Raw genomic sequence first — 18989 nt, forward strand, 5'->3', positions numbered from 1 at the left:
GGGGCCGCGCATATGCTGGGATCCCTGGCCATCGGCTGACGAAGGAGTCCGAAGGTGCCGTCGATGCTCGATGCCGTCGTCGTGGGGGCGGGTCCCAACGGGCTGACCGCCGCCGTGGAGCTCGCGCGGCGCGGATTCTCCGTCGCGGTCTTCGAGGCGAAGTCCACCGTGGGCGGCGGAGCCCGGACCGAGGAGCTGACCCTCCCCGGCTTCCGCCACGACCCCTGCTCGGCCGTGCACCCGCTGGGCGCCGGATCGCCCGTCTTCAAGACGATGCCGCTGGACCGCCACGGCCTGGAGTGGCTGCACCCCGCGCTGCCCATGGCCCACCCCTGGGACGACGGCACCGCGGCCGTCCTCTCCCGCTCCGTCGCCGAGACCGCCGCCTCCTTCGGGCCGCGCGACGCCGGCACCTACCGGCGGCTCGTCGCGCCCTTCCTCGGCAAATGGGACACCCTCGCCGCGGACTTCATGCAGCTGCCGCTGACGGCGCTGCCCCGCGACCCGGTCACCCTCGCCCGCTTCGGACTCGCCGGACTCCCGCCGTCCACCTGGCTGACCCGCCGCTTCCGCGACGACAAGGCGCGCGCCCTGTTCGCCGGCCTGGTCGGCCACGTCATCGCCCCGCTGGAGGGCTTCGCCACCGGCGCGGTCGGCCTGGTCTTCGCGCTGGCCGCGCACGCGGGCGGCTGGCCGCTGCCGCGGGGCGGCTCCCAGTCCGTCTCCGACGCCCTCACCTCGTACCTGACGGAGCTCGGCGGCGCCGTCCACACCGACTACGAGGTCAAGCGGCTCGACGACCTGCCGCCGGCCCGCGCGTACGTCTTCGACACCTCGCCCACCGCGCTCGCCCGGATCGCGGGCCTCGGCGGCCACTACGACGCCTACCGCTACGGCGCCAGCGCCTTCAAGATCGACTACGCGCTCTCGGGCCCCGTGCCGTGGACCGCCGAGGCCGCGCGCCGCGCCGGCACCGTCCAGATCGGCCCCACCGCGGGGGAGATCGGCACCGCCCTGCGCCAGGCCTCCTCCGGCACGGCCCCCGACACGCCGTTCCTCATCGCCGCCCAGCCCAGCCTCGTCGACCCCGGCCGCGCGCCCGAGGGCAAGCACGTCTTCTGGGTCTACGGCCACGTCCCCAACGGCTGGCGGGGCGACCTCACCGACGCCATCGAGCGGCAGATCGAGCGCTTCGCCCCCGGCTTCCGCGACCTGGTCCTCGCCCGTGCCACCGCGGGCCCGCCCGAGCTGGCCGAACGCAACGCCAACTACGTCGGCGGCGACATCGCCTGCGGCGCGGCCCGCGGCCTCCAGCTGCTGCTGCGCCCCAAGCTGTCCCTCTTCCCCTACTCCACCCCGCACCCCGCGGTCTTCCTCTGCTCCTCCGCCACCCCGCCCGGCCCCGGCGTCCACGGCATGTCCGGCCACAACGCGGCGAAGGCGGTCTGGCGCAGACTGCGCACCCCCGTCGGACGGTAGCCGCGAGGCCGCCGGCCGCCGCGGGCAGACCAGGTGCGGGGCCGGGGGCCGGGGCGGGAGGATGGAGGCATGACCTTCCGGCCCGCGATCGTCCTCGTCCTCGGCGACATCACCCACCAACACGCCGACGTCATCGTCAACGCCGCCAACTCCTCGCTGCTCGGCGGCGGGGGAGTGGACGGCGCGATCCACCGCAGGGGCGGGCCCGCCGTCCTCGCCGAGTGCCGCGCCCTGCGCGCCGGGCACTACGGCCGCGGCCTGCCCACCGGGCGCGCCGTCGCCACCACCGCCGGTGACCTCGCCGCCCGCTGGGTCGTCCACACCGTCGGCCCCGTGCACAGCACGGAAGAGGACCGCTCGGAGCTGCTGGCCTCCTGCTACGCCGAATCCCTCCGGCTGGCCGCCGAGCTGGGCGCCGAGACGGTCGCCTTCCCCGCCGTCTCCACCGGGGTCTACCGCTGGCCCATGGAGGACGCCGCCCGCATCGCGATCCGCACCGTCCGCGAGGAGGCCACCGCGCCCGTCCGGGAGGTCCGCTTCGTGCTCTACGACACGGCCGCCTACGCCGTCTTCGCCCTGGCGCTCGCGGAGGCCGACGCCGGCGGACGTTGATGTCGTTTTCTCGCCAGCCCCGACCGCCGTCGATCACCGATCCTTGACCCATGCACACCGACACCGAGCGCTGCGTGCGGGCCGTCCGGTCGAAGGACGCCCGCTTCGACGGCGTCTTCTTCACCGCCGTCCGCACCACTCGGATCTACTGCCGGCCCAGCTGCCCGGCCGTCCCGCCCAAGGACGAGAACATGGAGTTCCACCCCAGCGCCGCCTCCTGCCAGCGGGCCGGGTTCCGGGCCTGCAAGCGCTGCCGCCCCGACACCAGCCCCGGCTCGCCCCAGTGGGACGTGCGGGCCGACGCCGTCGCCCGCGCCATGCGGCTCATCCGGGACGGCGTCGTGGACCGGGAGGGCGTACCGGGACTCGCCGCCCGGCTCGGCTACTCCGCCCGCCAGATCGAGCGGCAGCTGCTCGCCGAGCTCGGCGCCGGGCCGCTCGCGCTCGCCCGCGCCCAGCGCGCCCAGACCGCGCGGCTGCTCATCGAGACCACCGCGCTGCCGATGGCCGAGATCGCCTTCGCGGCCGGCTTCTCCTCCGTCCGCACCTTCAACGACACCGTCCGCGAGGTCTTCGCCCTCACCCCCGGCGAACTCCGCGCCCGCGCCGGCCGCGCGCGCACCGCGCCCGCCCTCACCCCCGGCGCGATCACCCTCCGGCTGCCGTTCCGCGCCCCGCTCAACCCGTCCAACCTCTTCGGCCACCTCGCCGCGACCGCCGTCCCCGGCGTCGAGGAGTGGCGCGACGGCGCCTACCGCAGGACGCTCGCCCTGCCGTACGGACACGGGATCGTCGCCCTCGCGCCCCGCCCCGACCACGTCCTGTGCCGGCTCTCCCTCACCGACCCGCGCGCCCTCACCCACGCCATCAGCCGCTGCCGCTGGCTGCTCGACCTCGACGCCGACCCCGTCGCCGTCGACGGACAGCTGCGCGCCGACCCGCTGCTCGCCCCGCTCGTCGACGCGGCGCCCGGACGGCGGGTGCCGCGCACCGTGGACGCCGCCGAGTTCGCCGTACGGGCGGTGCTCGGCCAGCAGGTGTCCACGGCCGCCGCCCGCACCCACGCGGCCCGCCTGGTCACCGCGCACGGCGTCCCCGTCGACGACCCCGAGGGCGGCCTCACCCACCTCTTCCCGGCCCCCGAGGCGCTCGCCGGGCTCGACCCGGAGACCCTCGCGCTGCCCCGCAGCCGCCGCGCCACCCTGCTCACCCTCGTCGCGTCGCTCGCCGACGGCAGCCTGACCCTGGGCCCGGAGAGCGACTGGGCCGAGGCCCGGGCCCGGCTCCTCGGCCTGCCCGGCTTCGGCCCGTGGACCACCGAGGTCATCGCGATGCGCGCGCTCGGCGACCCCGACGCCTTCCTCCCCGGCGACCTCGGCGTCCGCCGCGCCGCCCAGGGCCTCGGACTGCCCGCCACCCCCGCCGCGCTCACCGCCCGTGCCGCCCGCTGGCGGCCCTGGCGCGCCTACGCGGTCCAGTACCTCTGGGCCACCGACGCCCACCCGGTCAACCATCTCCCCGCGTAAGGAACCCCGCTCATGCCCACTGTCCAGCACACGGTCGTGGACAGTCCCTACGACGCGCTGACCCTGGTCGCCGTCGACGGAGTCCTCAGCCGCGTCCACATGACCGACCAGCGCCACCGCCCGGCGGAGGACACCTTCGGCTCGCCCGACCCCCGCCCCTTCGCCGAGGCGATCCGCCAGCTCGACGCCTACTTCGCCGGCGAACTCACCGAGTTCGAGCTGCCGTTGCGTCTGATCGGCACCCCGTTCCAGCTGCGCGTCTGGGAGCAGCTGCGCCTCATCCCGTACGGGGAGACCCGGACGTACGGCGAACTCGCCGAGGCCCTCGGCAACCCCGGTGCCTCCCGCGCGGTGGGCCTGGCCAACGGCAAGAACCCGGTCTCCCTGATCGTCCCCTGCCACCGCGTCATCGGCGCCGGCGGCTCCCTGACGGGGTACGGCGGTGGCCTGGACCGCAAGAAGCGCCTGCTCGCCTTCGAGTCGGGCCGCGAGGACACCCTCTTCTAGCTTCTAGCGCAGGCGCTCCAGCAGCGCGGGCAGCGCCGTCCCGATCGGCTCCCGCACCACCTCGTCCGCCAGCGGGTCGTACGGCGTGGGCTCGGCGTTCACGACGATCAGCCGGGCCCCGTGCTCCGCCGCGATCCCCGCGAGGGAGGCGGCCGGCTGCACCTGCAGACTCGTGCCGACGGCGATGAACACCTCCGCCGCCTTGGCGACGGACATCGCGTCACCGAGCACTTTGGGATCGAGCCGCTGCCCGAACATCACCGTCGCCGACTTGAGGATCCCGCCGCACACCCGACAGGCCGGGTCGTCCTCGCCGCCCCGCACCCGGTCCAGGGCCTCGGCCATCGACGACCGGGCGTGGCACGCGGTGCACACCACCGACCGCGCCGAGCCGTGCAGTTCGAGCACCTTGCGCTCCGGTACCCCGGCGGCCTGGTGCAGCCCGTCCACGTTCTGCGTGACGACCCGCAGCGCGTGCCCGGTCCTCCCGAAGGCCGCGATCGCGTGGTGCGCCGCGTTCGGCTCGGCCCGCAGGACCGGCCCGTCGAGCCGCATCCGCCACGAGCGCCGGCGGATCTCCGGGTCGGTCATGTACGGCTCGTAGGTGACGAGCCGCTCGGCCCCCGGGTCGCGCCGCCACAGCCCGTCGGGCCCCCGGTAGTCGGGAATGCCCGAGTCGGTGGAGATTCCGGCTCCGCTGAGGATCGCGACCATGGTCATGTCGCGAGCGTAGAGCGGCCCGAACGGCTCACGCGAGCGGATAATCCGGTGTGACGTTCCGCGTCATGGTCAAGGTCGTCATCTCGCTCGACGCCGGGCTCGTCGTCGAAGTCATGGTCCTCGCGGGCGTCGGCAGCCCGCAGGACGCCGTCGAGGCGGTCGTCCGCGACCACATCGCCCGGGGCACCGCACCGAGGCCCGCACGGCTTCGCGCGACGAGCCCGTGCGCACCGGCGGCCTCACCCCGCCCGAGCCCGAGCGTGGCTGAGGGCGAACCCGGCCGGTGCGCCCGCGCGGCTCAGCGCGCCACGCGGCCGTTCTCCAGCTCCGCCGGACCGTGGCCCGCGGCCAGGACGTCGAGGGCGGCCAGGACGCGGAGGCCGAGGGCGCCCGGCAGGTGGGCGGTGGCCTCGGAGGGGTCGATCAGCTTCCAGGAGAGCAGTTCCTCCTCCTGGAGGCGGATCGCCGCGAAGGCGGATTCCGACAGGACGCCGCCGTCGTACACGTACGCCACGACCGGCGGCCGGGCCGCCCCGTGGACCCAGTCGACCACGAGCAGCGCGCCCAGCTCCAGGTCGAGGCCGATCTCCTCGGCCGTCTCGCGGCGGGCCGCCTGGCGGGGCGTCTCGCCCGTGTCGGACTCGATCGTGCCGCCCGGCAGCGTCCAGCCCTCCCGGTAGTTCGGCTCGACGACGAGGATGCGGCCGTCGGCGTCGCGGAACAGGGCGGCCGCGCCGGCCAGGACACGGGGCAGGCCCGCGATGTACGCGGCGTACGTGGAGGATTCGGAGGTCGTCATCCCGTCAGCGTAGCCAGCCGCAGGGTCCGTTCGGCCAGCTCGCCGATCCGTACGCCGTCGAAGCCGGACACCGCGCTGCGCACCCGGTCGCGCAGCGGCTCCGACCACTGCGCAGGGATCGCCGCCGCCCCGCACAGCACCCCCGCCACCGAGCCGGCCGTCGCCCCGTTGGAGTCGGTGTCCAGGCCGCCGCGCACGGTGAGCGTGATGGTGCGGGTGAAGTCGCCCTCCCCGTAGAGGAGTCCGGCGGTGAGCACGGCGGCGTTCGGCACGGTGTGGATCCAGCCGAGCCCGCCGGTGTCCTTCCGGAGCTCGGCGAGGGTCTCGGACCACTCCAGACCCGCCTCGTGCAGGGCCATCGTGTGCCGCACCACCCGGGCGAGCCGGCTGCCGGCGGGGACGCGGTCCAGCGCGGTCTCCAGGGCGTCGCGCGGGCCGGGCGCGGTGAAGGCGGCGGCGACCAGGGCGGCCGCCCACATCGCCCCGTACACCCCGTTGCCCGTGTGCGAGAGGACCGCGTCCCGGCGGGCCAGCGAGGCGGCCCGGCGCGGATCGCCGGGGGAGGTCCAGCCGTAGACGTCCGCCCGGATCAGCGCGCCGATCCACTCCTGGTGCGGGTTGTCGTAGGTGGCCGTCAGCGGCGGCTTCAGCCCGTTGGCGAGGTTGCGGTACGCGACCCGCTCGGCCGTGAAGGTCTGCAGGTACGGCAGCCGCAGCAGCCACACCTCGCCGACCTGCTCCGTGGTGAAGGCGAAGCCCCGCGTCTCCAGGAGGTGCAGGCCCAGGATCGAGTAGTCGATGTCGTCGTCCCGGCAGCTGCCGTTGATCCGGCCGCGGACGCACTGCGGCCACTCGGGCCGCAGCTCGAAGCCGTCCGCTCCGGCGGGCGGCGGCGGCAGGTAGTCGGTGAGCGGCAGGGCGTCGGTCAGGCGCAGGTAGGCGTCGATCCGCTCGGGCGTCCAGTGGTCGCCGCGCTCGACCGGCTTGCCGAGCATGTTCCCGGCGATCCGCCCCGTCCAGCCGCCGAGGATCCGGTCGGCGAGTTCGCTGTGCTTGAGGAGGCCCATGGCACCGGTCTACCGAATGCGCCGCCGGGCCGCGCGCCGACGCACCCGCGCGGCCCCGAGGGATCGTTCCGCCGGTCCTCCCCGGTCGCCGGACGGCCGGTCAGAAGCCGTCAGCGGCAGTCAGCGTCCGTCAGCGTCCGTCAGAGGTCTTCAGCGGCCGCCGCCGGCGTTCCTCGGCCTGCTCGGTCGTCCCCGGACCGTCGCCCTGGCCGCCCGGACCATCCTCAATCGCCCTCGCCCTCGCCCTCGCCCTCGCCCTCGCCCTCGCCCTCGCCCTCGCCCTCGCCCTCGCCCTCGCCCCCGCCCCCGTGCTCATTCGTCCTCCGCGCCCGAGCGGGACTTCGCCGCCCGGCGCAGCCGGTGGTGCCGGGACGCCCCCTGCTCGCTGATCGCCTCGCCGACCGCCGCGCGGACCGCGTCCCGTACCCCGTGCAGCGCCTGGTGGCGGGCCGGGCCCGCGCCCGGGTCCTCCCGGAGCTCCTTCAGGAGCGCCCAGCACAGCCCCAGCATCACCAGGACGAAGGGCAGCGCGACCAGGATCGTCGCCGTCTGCAGCGAGCTGAGCCCGCCCGCCACCAGCAGCACCGCCGCGACCGCGGCCATCAGCACGCCCCAGGCCACCACGAGCCAGGTCGGCGGGTCCAGCGCGCCCCGGCTGGTCAGCGAGCCCATCACCAGGGAGGCCGAGTCGGCGCTGGTCACGAAGTACGTCATCACCAGGAGCATCGCCAGGTACGAGGTGACCGTGCCGATCGGCAGCGCGTCGAGCATCGCGAACAGCGCGGCCTCCGGGCCGTCCTTGACCGACGTCGCCAGGTCCGCCTCGCCGGTGGACTGGAGCCGGATCGCGGTGCTGCCCATCACGCAGAACCAGATGACCGTCGCCCCCGACGGCACGAGCAGCACCCCGAGCAGGAACTCGCGGACGGTCCGGCCGCGCGAGATCCGGGCGATGAAGGTGCCGACGAACGGGGCCCAGGACAGCCACCACGCCCAGTAGAAGATCGTCCACGCGCCCAGCCACGTCCGGTCCGTGAACGCGCCGGTACGGCTGGCCATCGGCAGCAGCTGGTGCAGGTAGCCGCCCACCGAGGCGGGGATGGTGTCGAGGATGTAGACGGTCGGGCCGATCAGGAAGACGAAGAGCGCCATGCACCCGGCGAGGACGATGTTCAGCGTGGAGAGCCACTTCACGCCCTTGTGCAGGCCCGAGAAGGCCGACAGCACGAAGGCCGCCGACAGCGACACGATGATGATCAGCTCGGTGGCCGTGGAGTCCTTCACGCCCATCGTCAGGTTCAGGCCCTCGGAGACCTGGAGGGCACCCAGCCCCAGGCTGGTCGCCGTGCCGAAGACCGTCGCGAAGACGGCCAGCAGGTCGATCGCCTTCCCTGGCCAGGACCGCGCCCGGCGCTCGCCCATCAGCGGCACGAAGGCGGCGCTGAGGGTGTTGCCGCGCCCCTTGCGGAAGCCCGCGTACGCCAGGGCGAGGCCCGCGATGCCGTAGATCGCCCACGGGGTCAGCGTCCAGTGGAAGAACGAGTACTCCAGGGCCGTACGGGCCGCCGCGCCGGACTGGGGCGGCACCCCGCTCGCCGGGGGCGGACTCAGGAAGTGCTGGAGCGGTTCGCCCACCCCGTAGAACATCAGACCGATGCCCATGCCGGCGCTGAACATCATCGCGATCCAGGCCAGATCGGTGAACTCCGGCTCCGAGTCGTCGGCGCCGAGCCGGATCCGCCCGTAGCGACTCAGCGCGATCACCACGCACAGCACCAGGAAGACGTCGGCGGCGGTGACGAAGAGCCAGGCGAAATTCGAGAGGACCCAGTTCAGGGCGGAGGACGAAGCACTGTCGAAGGATTCCTTGCCGAGCGCTGCCCAGCCCACCACGCCGACCACGACCGCCATTCCGATGGCGATGAGTTTCCCGTCGGGACCGGGAGAAGGGGCGGGACCAGGGCCTTCTGCTGATGTTTGATCGATCAGTTCCGTACTCATGATGGCCCACTATGGTGCGGAATTTCGCTTTATCAGGGGGTGGCACGCCGTCTTGCCGTGCGGATAGGGTCGGCCTCGGCGCGACTGCCTGTTCGAAAGCAAGGGATGCAAGGTGACGGACGGAGCAGTAACTGAGGTCGCACGCGTACTGGTCGCGGCTGACAAGTTCAAGGGTTCGCTCACGGCCGTACAGGTCGCCGAGCGGGTCACGGCCGGCCTGCGACAGGTCGTCCCGGAGCTCGAAGTGGAGACACTGCCCGTCGCGGACGGCGGCGACGGCACCGTCGCGGCCGCGGTGGCGGCCGGATTCGAGCGCCATGAGGTCACCGTGACCGGGCCGCTCGGCGAGCCCGTCACCGCGGCGTTCGCGCTGCGCGGGACCACGGCGGTGGTGGAGATGGCGGAGGCCTCCGGCCTCCAGCTCCTGCCGGCCGGGGTCTTCGCGCCGCTCACCGCCACCACCTACGGCTCCGGCGAGCTGCTGCGCGCGGCCCTCGACGCCGGTGCCACCTCGATCGTCTTCGGTGTGGGCGGCAGCGCCACCACCGACGGCGGAGCCGGCATGCTCGCCGCGCTCGGCGCGGTCTTCCTGGACGCGGACGGCGCCCCGGTCGGCCCCGGCGGCGGCGCCCTCGCGGGCCTGGCCTCCGCCGACCTGTCCGGCGTCGACCCGCGCTTCGCCGCCGTGGACCTCGTCCTCGCCAGCGACGTGGACAACCCGCTCACCGGCCCGAAGGGCTGCGCCGCGGTGTACGGGCCGCAGAAGGGCGCCACCCCTGAGGACGTGGCGACCCTGGACGCGGCCCTCGGGCACTACGCCCGGATCCTGGAGGAGGCCATCGGGCCCAAGGCCGCCGAGCTGGCCGCCTCCCCGGGCGCCGGCGGCGCCGGCGGCATCGGTTACGGCGCGCTGCTCCTCGACGCGAGCTTCCGTCCCGGCATCGAGCTGATGCTGGACGTGCTGGGCTTCGCCCCGGCCCTGGAGCGCGCGACCCTCGTCATCACCGGCGAGGGCTCCCTCGACGAGCAGACCCTGCACGGGAAGGCCCCTGCGGGCGTCGCCGCCGCGGCCCGCGCGGCCGGCAAGGAGGTCGTCGCGGTGTGCGGACGCCTCGCCCTGGCCCCCGAGGCCCTGGGCGCCGCCGGGATCCGGCGCGCCTACCCGCTGACCGACCTGGAGCCCGAACCCGCGAAGTCCATGGCGAACGCGGGGCCCCTCCTGGAGCGGGTCGCGGCGAACATCGCGCGGGACTTCCTCGGCTAGCCCCCGGCCGCCTGAGCCGCCGGACACGTGTACGTAACACGCACATGTGAGGCTCGCCCGTATGAACGCACACGACGGCACCATCCGACCGCTCGCGCCCGAGGAAGTGCTCCAGCGGGCCCCTGAGGGCCTCGGGGCCCTCCTCGTGGACGCGGTGGCCCAAGGAGCCTCCCTCGGCTTCCTGGCACCCCTGGACGCCGTGGAGGCAGCGGCCTGGTGGTCCGCCGCGGCCGCCACCCACGAGGTCTGGGCGGCGTGCGGCCCCGGAGGCGAGGTGCTCGGGGCGGTCACCCTGGTCCGGGACGGCAAGGCCAACGGGCGGCACCGGGGCGAGATCGCCAAGCTGGTCGTGCACAGCGACGCCCGCGGCCGCGGCCTCGGACCCCGGCTCCTGGCCGCCGCCGAGGCCCACGCCGCGGCCACCGGCCTCACCCTGCTCGTCCTCGACACCGAGACCGGCAGCCCCGCCGAACGGCTCTACCGCGCGGCCGGCTGGACCGCGGCCGGGGTCGTCCCGGACTTCGCGGCCGACCCCGGCGGCACGCTGCGGGCCACCACCCTGTTCTACAAGCGGCTCGGCTGACCCGGAGGCGGCCGAGCCGCCGTGCGGGCCCGGAGCGGATCGGCCCAGGACCGGCCCGAGCCCGGGCGCGCACCGGCCCGAGCCCGGGCCCGCACCGGCCCGAGCCCGGGCCCGCACCGGCCCGAGCCCGGGCCCGCACCGGCCCGAGCCCGGGCCCGCACCGGCCCGAGCCCGGGCCCGTACCGGTCTCCCGGAGGGCATGCGAAAGGGCCCCGGACGTTCTCACGTCCGGGGCCCTTCCGTATGTCCTGCGGTCTGCGCTACGGCAGCTGCGCCGCCTGCGCCTGCCGCGCCTCCCGGCTCTCACGCCGGTTGTCGCGGAAGGTGTTCACGCGGCGGGCGGTCGCGAAGAGGGGGATCACGGCGCCCAGTACCACCTGCAGTGCACAGCCGGTCTGGAGCAGGAACGCTCCGCCCGGTGCGTCGAACGCCCACGCCGCCAGCATCGCCATCGCGCCGACGATCCAGCTGAGCATCGCCACCGCGAGGATGCCCCGCGGCTTCGGGTACTCGACCCGGCTCACCATCAGCCAGGCGACCCCGATGATCGCGAGCAGCGTCGGGATGAACGGCAGCTCGAGCAGGATGATCGACACGACGGTCAGGGCGCCGAAGGGGCTCGGCATGCCCTGGAACATGCCGTCCTTCATCGTCACGCAGGAGAACCGCGCGAGTCTCAGCACCACCGCCAGCAGCACCACGATCGCGGCCAGCGCCGAGACCTTCTGCTGGGCGTCGTCCGCGACCATGCCGTACACGAGCACGAAGTAGGCCGGGGCGAGGCCGAAGCTGATCAGGTCCGACAGGTTGTCGAGCTCGGCACCCATCGGCGAGCTGCGCAGCTTGCGGGCCACGATGCCGTCGAAGAGGTCGAAGATCGCCGCGGCCAGCATCAGGATCACGGCGGTGGCGGCGCTGTTGCGCGCCATGCCGGTCTCGCTGCTGCCGGTGAGGTGCGGGATGAGGATGCCGGTGGTGGTGAAGTACACCGCCATGAAGCCGCACGTGGCGTTACCGAGCGTGAGGGCGTCCGCTATGGACAGCCTCAGCGACAGCGGCATCTCCTCGGCCTCGTCGGCGGCCTCCGCCTCCGCGTCGGCGGCCCAGTCGGCCGCCCGTGTGTCGGGATCAATCACGGTCAATGCGAGTCACCCCCGCGGTCGTGGTCTGTCCGACCTCGACGGCGACCTCGACACCCTCCGGAAGGTAGATGTCGACGCGCGACCCGAAGCGGATCAGACCGATGCGGTCACCCTGCTCGACCTTCGTCCCCTGGGGGATGTACGGCACGATGCGCCGGGCGACGGCGCCCGCGATCTGGATCATCTCGATGTCGCCGAGCTCGGTGTCGAAGTGCCAGACAACGCGCTCGTTGTTCTCGCTCTCCTTGTTGAACGCGGGCACGAAGCCGCCGGGGACGTGCTCCACGGACGTGACCGTGCCGGCCAGCGGCGCGCGGTTGACGTGCACGTTCAGCGGGCTCATGAAGATGGCGACGCGGGTGCGCCCGTCCTTCCACGGCATGATGCTCTGCACCACGCCGTCGGCGGGCGAGATGACCCGACCCTGAGCGATCTCGCGCTCGGGGTCGCGGAAGAACCACAGCATGCCGGCCGCGAGAGCGGTGGTCGGCACGGCGATGGCCGCGGCGCGCTTCGACTTGCGGGAGCGCGCGAGGCTCAGCGCCGCGGTGGCGACGGTCGGCAGAAGCCACGGCGATGCTCCGCGTGCGATGCGAACGCCCTTGCGGCTGTCGCGAGGTGCAGAGGTTTGGCTGTGGGGCATGGATGACCTTCGTAGCGGATGATGCCGCGCTGGCAACAGGGGGACGGCGGCTTTCCGGCGATGCTATCGGTTGCGGGGCGCAACTGGGCAAGCCAGGAACCGAGTCGGCGGCCGGAAGACGAACACGGGGTGTGATCTTCTTCGCGGCCGAACCGGCTCAAAAGCGACAATCAGCCCTGGAATCGGTACTCCTCCAGGAGGCGGCGGCCAATGATCATTTTCTGGATCTCGGCGGTACCTTCACCGATGAGCAGCATCGGCGCCTCGCGGTAGAGGCGCTCGATCTCGTACTCCTTCGAGAAGCCGTAGCCACCGTGGATGCGGAAGGCATCCTCGACGACCTCCTTGCAGTATTCGGAGGCGAGGTACTTCGCCATCCCTGCTTCGAGGTCGTTTCGTTCCCCGGAGTCCTTTTTGCGTGCTGCGTTCACCATCATCGCATGGGCGGCCTCGACCTTGGTAGCCATCTCGGCCAGCTTGAACTGAATCGCCTGGTGCTGAGCGATCGGCTTACCGAAAGTGTGACGCTGCTGGGCATACTGGACGCCGAGTTCGAAAGCACGCTGCGCGACGCCGCAACCACGGGCCGCCACGTTCACGCGGCCGACTTCCACGCCGTCCATCATTTGGTAAAACCCTCGTCCGGTCTCGCCGCCGAGGACCCGATTGGCCGGAATGCGCAGTCCGTCCATGATGAGCTCGGTCGTGTCGACGCCCTTGTAGCCCATCTTCTCGATCTTGCCGGGAATGGTGAGTCCGGGGCGGACCTCTCCGAAGCCCGGCTCCTTCTCGACGAGGAAGGTCGTCATCGACTTGTGGGGCGCGGTCCCCTCGGGGTGTCCTTCGTCACTTCGGACGAGGACGGCGACCAGCGTCGACGTGCCGCCGTTCGTCAGCCACATCTTCTGGCCGTTGAGGACGTACTCGTCGCCGTCCTTGACCGCCTTGGACGTGATGGCCGACACGTCCGAGCCGAGGCCCGGCTCCGACATCGAGAACGCGCCCCGCGTCTCGCCGGCCGCCATCCGCGGGAGGAAGTAGTCCTTCTGCTCCTGGGTGCCGTGCTGCTTGAGCATGTACGCCACGATGAAGTGGGTGTTGATGATGCCGGAGACCGACATCCAGCCACGCGCGATCTCCTCCACGCACAGCGCGTAGGTGAGCAGCGACTCACCCAGGCCCCCGTACTCCTCGGGGATCATCAGACCGAAGACACCGAGCTCCTTGAGCCCGTCGACGATCTGCTGGGGGTACTCGTCACGGTGCTCCAGCTCCGTGGCGACCGGGATGATCTCCTTGTCGACGAAGTCCCGGACGGTGGCGAGGATCTCCTGCTGGACGTCGGTCAGACCGTGGGTCTGGGCGAGTCGCGCCATGACTACTTCCCCTGTTCCTTCAGCTGGGGGCGGCCGGGCTGCTCGCCGCCGCGCGCTTCGATGTACTCGGCGGTCGGGACCATCACCTTGCGGCGGAAGACGCACACCAGGGTGCCGTCCTGCTTGTAGCCCTTGGTCTCGACGTAGACGATGCCGCGGTCGCTCTTCGACTTCGACGGCGTCTTGTCCAGGACGGTCGTCTCGCCGTAGATCGTGTCGCCGTGGAAGGTCGGCGCGACGTGGCGCAGCGACTCGATCTCCAGGTTGGCGATCGCCTTGCCCGAGACGTCCGGGACGGACATGCCGAGCAGCAGCGAGTAGATGTAGTTGCCGACGACGACGTTCCTCTTGAAGTCCGTCGTGTTCTCCGCGTAATTCACGTCCATGTGCAGCGGATGGTGGTTCATCGTCAGCAGGCAGAAGAGATGGTCGTCGTATTCGGTGACCGTCTTTCCGGGCCAGTGCTTGTAGACGGCGCCGATCTCGAACTCTTCGTAGGTGCGGCCGAACTGCATGGGGCTCAGGCCTCCGGGATCTCGAACTTGGTGGTGCGCTGCATGCCGGCGGCGCGGCCCTTTCCGGAGATGACCAGGGCCATCTTGCGGGAGGCCTCGTCGATCATCTCGTCGCCGAGCATGGCCGAGCCCTTCTTCCCGCCGGCCTCGGAGGTGTAGTAGTCGTACGCGTCGAGGATCAGCTCGGCGTGGTCGAAGTCCTCCTGCGCGGGCGAGAAGATCTCGTTCGCCGCGGCCACCTGGTCCGGGTGCAGCACCCACTTGCCGTCGAAGCCGAGGGCGGCGGCGCGCTTCGCGACCGCGCGGTAGCCCTCCTGGTTGCGGATCTGCAGGTAGGGGCCGTCGATCGCCTGCAGGTTGTTGGCGCGGGCGGCCATCAGGATGCTCATCAGGATGTGGTGGTACGCGTCCGCCGGGTAGCCGGGCGGCTGCTCGCCGACGACCAGGGACTTCATGTTGATGGAGGCCATGAAGTCGGCCGGGCCGAAGATGATGGTCTCCACGCGCTGCGAGGCCTGGGCGATCGCGTTGACGTTGTTGAGGCCCTGGGCGTTCTCGATCTGCGCCTCGATGCCGATCTTGCCGACCTCGAAGCCCATGGTCTTCTCGATCTGGGTGAGCAGCAGGTCGAGCGCGACGATCTGCTCGGCGTTCTGGACCTTCGGCAGCATGATGCAGTCGAGGTTCTGGCCGGCGCCCTCGACGACCGTGACGACGTCACGGTACGTCCAGTGGGTGGTCCAGTCGTTGACGCGGACCACGCGGGTCTTGCCGGTCCAGTCGCCCTCGTTCAGGAACTTCACGATGGTGTGCCGGGCCTCCGGCTTGGCCAGCGGGGCGCAGGCGTCCTCCAGGTCCAGGAAGACCTGGTCGGCGGCGAGGCCCTGGGCCTTCTCCAGGAACCGGGGGTTCGAACCGGGGACCGCGAGGCACGAACGGCGGGGGCGCAGGCGGTTCACGGGGGAGACGGGGCTGGTCATGCGGGGACCTCCGTACTTTCAAGGGGGCTGAGCTGGTTCGCTTTGCGGATCTCGTCGACGATACGGCCGATGATCCCGGTGATGCCGAAGTCCTTCGGGGTGAAGACGGCGGCCACGCCGGCGGCCCTGAGATCCTCGGCGTCGGCGTTCGGGATGATCCCGCCGACGACCACCGGGATGTCGGCCGCGCCGGCCACCCTCAGGCGGTCCAGCACGTCCGGCACGAGCTGGGCGTGGGAGCCGGAGAGGATCGACAGGCCGACGGCGTGCACATCCTCCTCCAGGGCCGCGTCCACGATCTGCTCCGGGGTCAGCCGGATGCCCTGGTAGACCACCTCGAACCCGGCGTCGCGGGCCCGCACGGCGATCTGCTCGGCGCCGTTGGAGTGCCCGTCGAGGCCCGGCTTGCCGACCAGGAAGCGCAGCTTGCCGACGCCCATGTCCTCGGCCGTGCGGTCCACCTTGCGGCGCACCTCGGCCATCGGGGAGCCCGGCTCGGCCGGGACGGCCACCGGGGCGGAGGAGACGCCGGTCGGGGCGCGGAACTCGCCGAAGACCTCGCGCAGCGCCCCGGACCACTCTCCCGTGGTGACACCGGCCCTGGCGCACTCCAGGGTGGCCTCCATCAGGTTCCCGGTGCCCTTCGCGGCCTCCTTGAGCTGCTCCAGGGCCTGCTGGGTGGTGGGGAAGACGAAGGGGTCGCCGTTGCCCTGCCGGTCCGTGGACTCCTGGCGCTCGGTGCGCCAGCGGCCGAGGGCGGAGACCACCCGGGCCTCGACGGCCGGGTCGACCGTCTGGATCGCGGTGTCCAGGTCGGAGGTGAGCGGGTTGGGCTCGGTCGTCTCGAAGATGTTGACGCCGATGATCTTCTCCTCGCCCGACTCGATGCGGGCGCGCCGTTCGGCGTGCGAGGAGACCAGCTGCGCCTTGAGGTAGCCGGACTCGACGGCGGCCATGGCGCCGCCCATCTCCTGGATCCGCTCGATCTCGGCCAGGCACTCGGCGACCAGGGACTCCACCTTGGCCTCGATGACGTGCGAGCCGGCGAAGATGTCCTCGTACTCCAGCAGGTCGGACTCGTGGGCGAGGACCTGCTGGATGCGCAGCGACCACTGCTGGTCCCAGGGGCGCGGCAGGCCGAGCGCCTCGTTCCAGGCGGGCAGCTGCACGGCGCGGGCGCGGGCGTCCTTGGAGAGGGTGACGGCCAGCATCTCCAGGACGATCCGCTGGACGTTGTTCTCCGGCTGGGCCTCGGTGAGGCCGAGCGAGTTGACCTGCACGCCGTAGCGGAAGCGCCGCTGCTTGGCGTCCTCGATGCCGTACCGCTCGCGGGTGATGGTGTCCCAGATGCGCCCGAAGGCGCGCATCTTGCACATCTCCTCGACGAAGCGGACACCGGCGTTGACGAAGAAGGAGATCCGGGCGACGACCTCGCCGAACCGCTCCTCGGGCACCTGGCCCGAGTCGCGGACGGCGTCGAGGACGGCGATCGCCGTGGACATCGCGTACGCGATCTCCTGGACCGGCGTGGCCCCCGCCTCCTGCAGGTGGTAGCTGCAGATGTTGATCGGGTTCCACTTCGGGATGTGGTTCACCGTGTAGGCGATCATGTCCGTCGTGAGTCGGAGCGAGGGCCCGGGCGGGAAGACGTGCGTCCCGCGCGACAGGTACTCCTTCACGATGTCGTTCTGGGTGGTGCCCTGGAGCTTGGTGATGTCCGCGCCCTGCTCCTCGGCCACCACCTGGTAGAGCGCCAGCAGCCACATCGCGGTGGCGTTGATGGTCATCGAGGTGTTCATCTGCTCCAGGGGGATGTCCTGGAACAGCCGCCGCATGTCACCGAGGTGCGAGACGGGCACCCCGACCCGGCCGACCTCGCCACGGGCGAGGATGTGGTCGGGGTCGTAGCCGGTCTGGGTGGGCAGGTCGAACGCGACCGAGAGGCCGGTCTGGCCCTTGGCGAGGTTCCGCCGGTAGAGCTCGTTCGACGCCTCGGCGGTCGAGTGGCCGGCGTAGGTCCGCATGAGCCACGGCCGGTCCTTCTGACGCTCTGTCATCTGTGGTCCCGGGGTCAGATGTTACGGAAGCGGTTGATGGCGTCGATGTGCTTGGCGCGCATCTCCGGGTTGCGGACGCCGAGGCCCTCCTCCGGGGCGAGGGCGAGGACGCCGACCTTGCCCTGGTGCAGGTTGCGGTGCACGTCGTACGCGGCCTGGCCGGTGTCCTCCAGGGAGTAGACCTTGGAGAGGGTGGGGTGGATCTTGCCCTTGGCGATCAGGCGGTTGGCCTCCCACGCCTCGCGGTAGTTGGCGAAGTGCGAGCCGATGATCCGCTTCAGCGACATCCACAGGTACCGGTTGTCGTACTGGTGCATGTAGCCCGAGGTGGAGGCGCAGGTGGTGATGGTGCCGCCCTTGCGGGTGACGTACACGGAGGCGCCGAAGGTCTCGCGGCCCGGGTGCTCGAAGACGATGTCGATGTCCTCGCCGCCGGTCAGCTCGCGGATCTTGGAGCCGAAGCGCTTCCACTCGCGCGGGTCCTGGGTGTTCTCGTCCTTCCAGAACTTGTAGCCCTCGGCGTTGCGGTCGATGACCGCGTCCGCGCCCATCGAGCGGCAGATGTCGGCCTTCTCCGGGGAGGAGACGACACAGATCGGGTTGGCGCCGCCGGCCAGCGCGAACTGGGTGGCGTACGAGCCGAGTCCGCCGCTCGCGCCCCAGATGAGGACGTTGTCGCCCTGCTTCATGCCGGCGCCGTTGCGGGAGACCAGCTGGCGGTACGCGGTGGAGTTGACCAGGCCGGGGGAGGCGGCCTCCTCCCAGCTGAGGTGGTCCGGCTTCGGCATCAGCTGGTTGGACTTGACCAGGGCGATCTCGGCGAGTCCGCCGAAGTTGGTCTCGAAGCCCCAGATGCGCTGCTCGGGGTCGAGCATCGTGTCGTTGTGGCCGTCCGAGGACTCCAGCTCGACGCTCAGGCAGTGCGCGACGACCTCGTCGCCGGGCTTCCAGGAGTTGACGCCCGGGCCGGTGCGCAGGACGACGCCCGCGAGGTCGGAGCCGATGACGTGGTACGGCAGGTCGTGGCGCTTGCTGAGCTCCGACAGACGGCCGTAGCGCTCCAGGAAGCCGAAGGTCGAGACGGGCTCGAAGATCGAGGTCCAGACCGAGTTGTAGTTGACGGAGCTGGCCATGACGGCGACCAGGGCCTCGCCCGGGCCGAGCTCGGGCAGGGCCACGTCGTCGAGGTGCAGCGACTTGCGCGGGTCCTTGTCGCGGCTGGCGAGCCCGGCGAACATCTCGGCCTCGTCCTTGTGGACGGTCACGGCGCGGTACGACTCGGGGAGCTTGATGTGGGCGAAGTCGGCCGAGGTGGAGTCGGGCGACTGGATCGCGTCCAGGATGTCCTTCACGGGATGCCTCCGGCGGTGCGGCGTCTGAGGGGGACGCGCTGAGGGTTACGTCGGGGTTGGTGCTGTGGAGGTGTGCCGTCGGTTCGGCGCGGTGGTGCGGTGGCGGCGCCGGGTGTGGCGCGAGGGGTGCCTGTGACGCAGGCGTCCGGGCGCACGAGCAGGATCGCTTGTGGGGACAGCCGGCGCGCGAGGCGATTCTCTGCGTGCCGGCCGCCCGGACACCTTCAACGTATGGCACGCCGTGTCACGTGACAAGGCACTGCGTGCCAACAATTTCACTCAGATGCAATCTGGTGGTCACGGATGAGCGATGATCGATCGAAAACCTGGCTGAGCTGCGCAAACGCGACATGGGCCGCCCCCGGA

General features: G+C 71.9%; 17 protein-coding genes and 1 pseudogene. 7 read left to right on the plus strand and 11 right to left on the minus strand.

What is annotated here, in order from left to right:
* Positions 1-54 precede the first annotated feature (54 nt).
* The 4 genes from OG309_RS30555 to OG309_RS30570 all read left to right on the plus strand — a co-directional run bounded on the left by OG309_RS30555 (position 55) and on the right by OG309_RS30570 (position 4124).
* Positions 55-1479, plus strand: a complete 1425-nt coding sequence (locus OG309_RS30555; RefSeq protein WP_329425740.1) for a phytoene desaturase family protein — start codon at positions 55-57, stop codon at positions 1477-1479.
* A 69-nt stretch (positions 1480-1548) separates the two neighbouring features.
* Positions 1549-2091: an O-acetyl-ADP-ribose deacetylase gene (locus tag OG309_RS30560; RefSeq protein ID WP_329425741.1), complete on the plus strand. Its 543-nt coding sequence runs from the start codon at positions 1549-1551 to the stop codon at positions 2089-2091.
* A gap of 50 nt (positions 2092-2141) precedes the next feature.
* On the plus strand, positions 2142-3617 hold the full coding sequence (locus OG309_RS30565; protein WP_329425743.1) for an AlkA N-terminal domain-containing protein: 1476 nt from the start codon (positions 2142-2144) through the stop codon (positions 3615-3617).
* A gap of 12 nt (positions 3618-3629) precedes the next feature.
* Positions 3630-4124 carry a methylated-DNA--[protein]-cysteine S-methyltransferase gene (locus OG309_RS30570; RefSeq protein ID WP_329425745.1) on the plus strand — a complete coding sequence of 165 codons (495 nt, stop codon included), beginning with the start codon at positions 3630-3632 and terminating at the stop codon, positions 4122-4124.
* 3 nt (positions 4125-4127) lie between these two features.
* Here the strand turns inward: OG309_RS30570 and OG309_RS30575 are convergent, their stop codons facing one another.
* Positions 4128-4844: an SIR2 family NAD-dependent protein deacylase gene (locus OG309_RS30575; RefSeq protein ID WP_329425747.1), complete on the minus strand. Its 717-nt coding sequence runs from the start codon at positions 4842-4844 to the stop codon at positions 4128-4130.
* 65 nt (positions 4845-4909) lie between these two features.
* Here OG309_RS30575 and OG309_RS30580 point away from each other — a divergent pair.
* Positions 4910-5112, plus strand: a pseudogene (locus OG309_RS30580) (DUF2191 domain-containing protein).
* A gap of 30 nt (positions 5113-5142) precedes the next feature.
* Here the strand turns inward: OG309_RS30580 and OG309_RS30585 are convergent.
* The 3 genes from OG309_RS30585 to OG309_RS30595 all read right to left on the minus strand — a co-directional run bounded on the left by OG309_RS30585 (position 5143) and on the right by OG309_RS30595 (position 8621).
* Positions 5143-5643, minus strand: a complete 501-nt coding sequence (locus OG309_RS30585) for an NUDIX hydrolase (protein WP_329425749.1) — start codon at positions 5641-5643, stop codon at positions 5143-5145.
* Positions 5640-6710, minus strand: a complete 1071-nt coding sequence (locus OG309_RS30590) for an ADP-ribosylglycohydrolase family protein (RefSeq protein ID WP_329425751.1) — start codon at positions 6708-6710, stop codon at positions 5640-5642. Before OG309_RS30590 ends, OG309_RS30585 begins: the two co-directional genes overlap by 4 nt.
* 312 nt (positions 6711-7022) lie before the next feature.
* Positions 7023-8621, minus strand: coding sequence for a BCCT family transporter (locus tag OG309_RS30595; RefSeq protein WP_329425752.1), 1599 nt, complete (start codon positions 8619-8621; stop codon positions 7023-7025).
* Between the two features lie 202 nt (positions 8622-8823).
* Here OG309_RS30595 and OG309_RS30600 point away from each other — a divergent pair, with 202 nt between their 5' ends.
* A complete protein-coding gene (locus OG309_RS30600; protein ID WP_329425754.1) occupies positions 8824-9975 on the plus strand; it encodes a glycerate kinase in 1152 nt (383 codons plus the stop codon).
* 61 nt (positions 9976-10036) lie between these two features.
* Positions 10037-10558: a GNAT family N-acetyltransferase gene (locus tag OG309_RS30605; protein WP_329425755.1), complete on the plus strand. Its 522-nt coding sequence runs from the start codon at positions 10037-10039 to the stop codon at positions 10556-10558.
* A 260-nt stretch (positions 10559-10818) separates the two neighbouring features.
* On the opposite strand, the gene pssA is transcribed toward OG309_RS30605, so the two are convergent.
* The 7 genes from pssA to ccrA all read right to left on the minus strand — a co-directional run bounded on the left by pssA (position 10819) and on the right by ccrA (position 18623).
* Complete coding sequence (gene pssA / locus OG309_RS30610) at positions 10819-11694, minus strand: CDP-diacylglycerol--serine O-phosphatidyltransferase (RefSeq protein ID WP_329428621.1); 876 nt, start codon at positions 11692-11694, stop codon at positions 10819-10821.
* A complete protein-coding gene (locus OG309_RS30615; RefSeq protein WP_329425756.1) occupies positions 11687-12343 on the minus strand; it encodes a phosphatidylserine decarboxylase in 657 nt (218 codons plus the stop codon). Before OG309_RS30615 ends, pssA begins: the two co-directional genes overlap by 8 nt.
* Before the next feature lie 170 nt (positions 12344-12513).
* Positions 12514-13719: an acyl-CoA dehydrogenase family protein gene (locus OG309_RS30620; RefSeq protein ID WP_132917148.1), complete on the minus strand. Its 1206-nt coding sequence runs from the start codon at positions 13717-13719 to the stop codon at positions 12514-12516.
* 2 nt (positions 13720-13721) lie between these two features.
* Positions 13722-14234, minus strand: coding sequence for a MaoC family dehydratase (locus tag OG309_RS30625; protein WP_132917147.1), 513 nt, complete (start codon positions 14232-14234; stop codon positions 13722-13724).
* A 5-nt stretch (positions 14235-14239) separates the two neighbouring features.
* Entirely contained in the window at positions 14240-15214 is a 975-nt protein-coding gene (locus tag OG309_RS30630) for an HpcH/HpaI aldolase/citrate lyase family protein (protein WP_329425762.1), read from the minus strand.
* Positions 15211-17271: a protein meaA gene (locus tag OG309_RS30635; protein WP_329425764.1), complete on the minus strand. Its 2061-nt coding sequence runs from the start codon at positions 17269-17271 to the stop codon at positions 15211-15213. The genes OG309_RS30630 and OG309_RS30635 overlap by 4 nt, the downstream gene beginning before the upstream one ends.
* A 14-nt stretch (positions 17272-17285) precedes the next feature.
* A complete protein-coding gene (gene ccrA, locus OG309_RS30640) occupies positions 17286-18623 on the minus strand; it encodes a crotonyl-CoA carboxylase/reductase (protein ID WP_329425766.1) in 1338 nt (445 codons plus the stop codon).
* Positions 18624-18989 lie beyond the last annotated feature (366 nt).

It is taken from the genome of Streptomyces sp. NBC_01268 (assembly GCF_036240795.1).
GTDB lineage: Bacteria > Actinomycetota > Actinomycetes > Streptomycetales > Streptomycetaceae > Streptomyces.